This window comes from Vibrio sp. 1557 (assembly GCF_033340175.1).
GTDB classification, from domain to species: Bacteria; Pseudomonadota; Gammaproteobacteria; order Enterobacterales; family Vibrionaceae; genus Vibrio; species Vibrio alginolyticus.
In genome coordinates, this window is sequence record NZ_JAWOVZ010000314.1 from 1 (window position 1) to 1005 (window position 1005).

Here is a 1005-nt window from a genome sequence, read left to right on the forward strand (position 1 = left end):
TGCGATTTACGAATTTAGCCCCAACAAAAAAGGCTCTCCAAGTGGAGAGCCTTTTCTATTTTATCTTTAATAGATGTTCGCACTTTTGTTTAGTTTAAGAGTGAGCCAACGGCAGAGTTGCTTCGCGTAGCCATTCTTTTACTTCGCCTTCAACAAGCGGGCTGATTTGTTCCCATACTTTTTGATGGTAGTCGTTCAACCAAGCAAGTTCTGGACGAGTCAGCATATCGACATTGATGTTACGTTTGTCGATTGGACAGCGCGTCAATGATTCGAATGATAGAACAGGGAAGTCACCGTTAGTCGGTGTTTCAACTACGAGCTCTAGGTTTTCGATACGGATACCGAACGCATCTGCACGGTAGTAGCCAGGCTCATTTGATAGCACCATGCCTTCAGTTAGCGGCACATCAATTTGTTTCTTAGAGATGCTTGCCGGACCTTCATGCACACTTAGGAAGTGACCTACACCGTGGCCAGTGCCGTGGTCGTAGTCATAACCTTCCGCCCAAAGATGTTGGCGAGCCAATGTATCGATTTGGTAACCGCGAGTGCCTTTCGGGAAGCGGGCACGTGCTACACCGATATGACCTTTCAGCGCGAGAGTGAACTGCTTGATCATTTCTGCTGATGGCTGACCAATCGCGATGGTGCGTGTAATGTCGGTTGTGCCATCTAGGTACTGACCGCCTGAATCAACAAGGTAAAGTGTGTTCAGCTCTAGCTTACCTGGCTCAGGTTGGTTCTCATGATTGTAGTGACACATAGCCGCATTGCCGCCTGCCGCAGAAATGGTATCAAAGCTTAGATCCATCAGCGTTGGGTCTTCTTTACGGAATGCTTCTAGGCGATCAGCCAGTGTAGCTTCATCATGAAGATTGCCTGCAGCCACTTCGGCATCTAGCCAGCAAAGGAATTTGCTCATCGCTACACCGTCGCGGATATGACAGGCTTTCATGCCCGCAATCTCAACTTCGTTTTTCGCGGCTTTTGGCATTAAACATG

Annotated in this window: 1 protein-coding gene; it reads right to left on the reverse strand. The window is 48.2% G+C overall.

Annotated elements, in window-relative coordinates; genetic code table 11:
* Window positions 1-94: 94 nt before the first annotated feature.
* The coding region (locus tag R7070_RS26720; RefSeq protein ID WP_318141593.1) for a M24B family metallopeptidase at window positions 95-1005 on the reverse strand (911 nt) is incomplete at its 5' end.